Source organism: Rosenbergiella metrosideri, from assembly GCF_022602565.1.
Lineage (GTDB): Bacteria > Pseudomonadota > Gammaproteobacteria > Enterobacterales > Enterobacteriaceae > Rosenbergiella > Rosenbergiella metrosideri.
Window position 1 is genome coordinate 1 of sequence record NZ_JALBCV010000032.1, and the last position, 4,716, is coordinate 4,716.

General features: G+C 45.6%; 6 protein-coding genes and 1 pseudogene. All 7 read left to right on the forward strand.

Annotated features, from left to right (window positions below):
• Window positions 1–51: 51 nt before the first annotated feature.
• The gene (gene nadS / locus MKR94_RS16175; protein WP_241647849.1) at window positions 52–336 is read left to right on the forward strand and encodes a NadS family protein; all 285 of its coding nucleotides are present in this window, start codon (window positions 52–54) and stop codon (window positions 334–336) included.
• A gap of 204 nt (window positions 337–540) precedes the next feature.
• On the forward strand, window positions 541–1,461 hold the full coding sequence (locus MKR94_RS16180) for a replication initiation protein (RefSeq protein ID WP_241647850.1): 921 nt from the start codon (window positions 541–543) through the stop codon (window positions 1,459–1,461).
• Window positions 1,451–2,179 (forward strand): glycosyltransferase family 32 protein, encoded by a 729-nt coding sequence (locus tag MKR94_RS16185; RefSeq protein WP_241647851.1) that lies wholly within the window; start codon window positions 1,451–1,453, stop codon window positions 2,177–2,179. Before MKR94_RS16180 ends, MKR94_RS16185 begins: the two co-directional genes overlap by 11 nt.
• 273 nt (window positions 2,180–2,452) lie before the next feature.
• Complete coding sequence (locus MKR94_RS16190) at window positions 2,453–2,782, forward strand: MobC family plasmid mobilization relaxosome protein (protein ID WP_241647852.1); 330 nt, start codon at window positions 2,453–2,455, stop codon at window positions 2,780–2,782.
• A 37-nt stretch (window positions 2,783–2,819) separates the two neighbouring features.
• Window positions 2,820–3,137, forward strand: a pseudogene (locus MKR94_RS17235) (relaxase/mobilization nuclease domain-containing protein); the annotation flags it as partial.
• Window positions 3,138–3,459: 322 nt separating this feature from the next.
• Window positions 3,460–3,948 (forward strand): MbeB family mobilization protein, encoded by a 489-nt coding sequence (locus MKR94_RS17240; RefSeq protein WP_422047543.1) that lies wholly within the window; start codon window positions 3,460–3,462, stop codon window positions 3,946–3,948.
• 408 nt (window positions 3,949–4,356) lie between these two features.
• Complete coding sequence (locus tag MKR94_RS16205) at window positions 4,357–4,689, forward strand: type II toxin-antitoxin system RelE/ParE family toxin (RefSeq protein ID WP_241647853.1); 333 nt, start codon at window positions 4,357–4,359, stop codon at window positions 4,687–4,689.
• The last annotated feature ends 27 nt before the right edge of the window (window positions 4,690–4,716 follow it).

A 4,716-nucleotide genomic window follows, 5' to 3' on the forward strand; every position in this document is an offset into this window, starting at 1 on the left:
AAAAAGCGGAACTGAAAAAACTGACTAAACGACTCAAAGGTGAGGTGTAGCATGAGTATTTTTAACGAACTGAAAGCATCCCTTGAAGAAGCCGTCGCTATCAAGAACGGAACAGTCGCGCCGTCACGTGTTACTCGCTATGACGTGGCGGATGTGAAAGCTATCCGTGAAAAACTGAACGTCTCACAAGCGGAAATGGCAAGAGCATTGGGTACTAGTCTCGACACCATCAAAAGCTGGGAGCAGAAACGGCGTAACCCGACCGGACTGGCTGCAAAGGTACTGGCGACAATACAGGACGACCCTAAATTCTTTAAGGTACTGGCAGCACACTAAAAATTTAGTGGGAAAGTGACGGGTAAACTCGACAGAAACTGTCATTTGCGTGTAACTTTAACGGCATTAGAAAAGACAACGCCCCGAATTCATACCTCAACTTGGCGGAAGGGAATATGAAATCAGGGCGTAGGCATAAAACCTAAAAAGGATATTAGCACATGAGACGTGCAACACAACAGCCCGCCATAAGCACTGGGCACATTGAGTAACGTAGCACTTAAACTTTTTAACGACAGATTACCCCACAAACCGTACTTCACGGACGAACTGCAATGTGGTTTACGCATCGCAGGCAAAGAGCGGGCAATCCTCGCCAAATATATCCAATTTAATCAACCCCACGCTCAATTTTGGCTCTGCTTTGACGTAGACAGGCCGGGCGCTGCTATTGATTGGAGCGACTGTAACGCTCCCGCGCCCACACTCACCATCATGAACAAGGCCAATGGCCACGCTCATCTACTTTACGCACTCAAAACAGCGGTACGCACGGCACCAGATGGAAAAATTAAACCGCTCAAGTACGCTGCGGCGGTTGAGAGTGCGTTACGTGAAAAATTAGGCGCTGACGTGGGGTATTCGGGACTGATCTGCAAAAATCCAAACCATGACAGCTGGCAAATAGCTGTCTGGCAGCCAGAACTTTACACCCTCGATTGGCTTGCTGATTCACTTGATCTTAAATCAGCAAATGATAAGGACATTTTGCCAGATTACGGCTTAGGCCGTAACTGCACGCTATTCGATAAAACGAGAAAGTGGGCTTACCGCGCTATCCGTCAGGGATGGCCGGAGTACGAACAGTGGCTGCAAGCCTGTTACGAACGGGCGAGTGCCCATAACTCAATGTTTACATCCCCACTTGATGGGAATGAAGTTATGTGTATTGCTAAAAGTATAGCTAAATGGACGAATTCTAGATTCACTATAGAGAATTTTAATGAATATATAATGAGAACGCACTCATCTAATCTTCAGTCTATCCGTGGTTCAGTTGGTGGTAAATTAAGTCATGGAGGTGGTAGAAAGGTCAGTTATAATAGTGAGAATCAAAGGAAGCCATGGTTGTTACAAGGGGTAAGTAGGTCTAGTTATTACAGGAATAAAAAAAATGGTACCTAAAATAATCCATCAATGCCATACGAATGGATGGTTGGGTTTATGTGATGAGGAACTAGAAGCAATTTCAATAAATAAGGAAAGGAACCCTTATTGGGAACATCGATTTTATTCAATTGAAGAAATGAGAATTTTTGTCGGTAAGCATTATGGAAAAAGAATTGTTAATGCTTTTAATAGTATAAACCCATCTTATGGCGCAGCGATTGCTGATTATTTTAGATATCTTGTTATGTATCAAGTTGGAGGTGTTTATCTTGATGTTAAAAGCATTGCGTTAAAACCCTTGGATGAAATTATTTCACATGATGACTATTTTGTTGTTTTCGGTTGGCAAAATAACCCTAGAGGATTTTATGAGCATTATGGTAAACATGATTTCATTAAAAGTGGGTTTGAATATCAGCAGTGGAATATTGTTTCCGGGAAAAAAAATGGTTTTTTATGGGATGTAATATTACTTGTTACTGATAACATAGAAAAATACTCACATACTAGAGATGGTGTTGGCTGGTTAGGTGTTCTTAAAACAACAGGACCTATACCGTATACTAACGCTATATTAGATTCTAAATCAGATTCGAAATTTAGGTTCGCAGGTAATAATGAAGCAAATGGTTTTTTATATAGAAATGATGAGAAATATAAAAAAAGAGTTCTCATTAGTCATTACTCTTCAAATTCACAGCCTATTATCCTGCCTTCTACTTGCCCCCCTTAAAAAGAACACATAGTGAACGATTTTCATACACTCAATGTCATTTGAGACTAAAACAAGCCTATATCAGATAACAGCCCCTTTCTGGGGCTTTTCTATTTTCCCACCACCTGATAGTTTAAGTAGATAAATATAATCATAAGCCAGTACACACGGAGTCCCCTCTAAAGAGGGTTCACCGTGACTGGTTCAGGGGGCTCGCCGCCCCCCGAAACCCCGGGCATCCACTGCGAAACTTTCGCATTTGGCGTGCGAATATTTCTCAGCGGAGTTGGTATGGAAAAGCGCACCAAAGAAATTAAAATCAGGCTCACTGACGATGAGCATCAGCGACTACTTGAGCGGAGTGAGAGAACGCATCTTGCCGAGTGGCTACGTGAACTGGGATTAGGTGAACGGACACCCTCAAAGCGTCGTAAGTTACCGGATGTTGATCCGCAGTTATTCCGACAGATAGCCGGTACGGGTAATAATCTTAACCAGATAGCTCGTAAACTTAATCAAATGGAAAGTCTGGGAGCAGAGGACACCATTCGGTTACTGAGCTTACTCACGAGTATCTATCGTCAACTCACCGAGATACTGGAAAAACACCGTGATCGTTAAATTCAACTCTCGTGGCGCGGGAGCCGGCAGTGGTCCCGTGGATTATCTTCTCGGTAAAGAGCGTAACCGTGAACAGGCCAAAGCCTTACGCGGTGATCCCGAACGGGTAAAAACTCTGATAGACACCTGCGACTTTGCCCGAACCTACACCTCTGGCGTCCTCTCCTTTCAAGAAAAAGATCTCCCTGATGCCGATAAACAGCAGTTGATGGACGAACTCGAGCAAACGCTACTCCCTGGGCTCGATAAAGATCAATACAGCATCCTCTGGGTTGAGCATCAAGACAAAGGGCGGTTAGAGCTTAACTTTGTTATCCCGAACATCGAATTACACAGCGGTAAACGTCTACAACCCTACTATGACCGCGCCGACCGCCCTCGCGTCAATGCATGGCAAACTCTGACCAATGACCGACTTGGATTAAGCGACCCGAATGACCCGGAACGCCGGCGCGAACTTACCCCGGGTAGAGATCTCCCGAAGAATAGCCAAAAAACAGCGGAGTCCATCACTGCAGGCCTTTCTCACCTTGCCATGCAAGGTCTACTACGTAACCGCCAAGACGTGATCAACACGCTAGAAGCTGCCGGCATGACCATTGCCCGGGAAACCAAATCTAGCATCAGCATCGCCTCACCGGATGGCGGTAAAAACCTCAGACTCAAAGGAGCGTTCTATGAGCGGGATTTCCGATTTAGCGAAAGCCTTCGAGGAGAACTCGAAGCAGCAAGCGCAACATACCGAGACGCACGTGAAAGCCGAATTTCAGAAGCTGAACGCTGCTATCAGCGCGGAACTGAACTCAAGCGTGAAGAGTATCAACAGCGCTATCCAAGACGTGACCCAACAACACCAACAGCGCCTGAAAACCCTCTATCAGCCGGTAATGAAACGGTTGTGGATTGGCCTGTCATTCATAGCCTTGATTTGCGCCGGTCTGATCGGCGCAACGTACTGGTATCTGAACCAACAACTGGACGAGATACAGGCCAACGAGCAGAGTCTGGCAGTACTGAACTCCAAAACTGGCAAGGGAATAGTGGTAATGCCGGGAACGGGGGAAGAGAAAGGCACTTACTACATCCAATTACCGAAGAGCGCCAGCAACGTAGAGACCTATCAGTCGAGAAGTTCTCATTTGCTAGTGAAATATCAAGCCAAATAACCCCAGAGAGCTTACCAGAGCCTCTCAGTGACGATTTAACCTACTTAGGCAAAGAATCCCATGACCGAGATAGAAAAACTCTTGTTGAGCGCATTAGAGAGCTTACAGCACGACTCAAAGACACAGCAGCAAGCCTTACTCGACAGTTTCAGGAGTTTACAGGCCATGTACGAGAAAACACGGCAAGAGAATCAAGCCTTAGCCAATCACTGCACGAAGCTGAACCGGCAAGTCGAGGGCTTGAGGAAGCAAGTCGAGGACTTGAGCAACACGGTCAATCGCTTAGCCAGACTGTAGCCGCCAAAGAACGAATCCAGAACCAGTCTCAGAGTCGCGGCATGAGCATGTGAATTTGGATGAAAATATAAATCCAATGGGGTACTATGTAACCCATAAAGGGAGAGTTACATGAGTCACGCTATCGAATTTATTGAGACATCGCTCTTCACTCGGCAAATTCAAACTATTGCCACGGATGATGAGCTTAAAGACTTACAGAGCGAACTTATCGAATCACCGGATAAAGGTGACTTAATGCCAGGAACGGGCGGGCTGAGAAAAATCAGAATGGCGACCGGCAACCAGGGGAAAAGTGGCAGCGCCAGAGTGGTCTATTTTCTGGCGACAGAGGAAGTTATTTATCTGGTCATGGCGTACCCGAAAAGTGCGAAAGAAAGCCTAACCGAGGCTGAAAAAGCGGAACTGAAAAAACTGACTAAACGACTCAAAGGTGAGGTGTAGCATGAGTATTTTTAACGAACTGAAAGC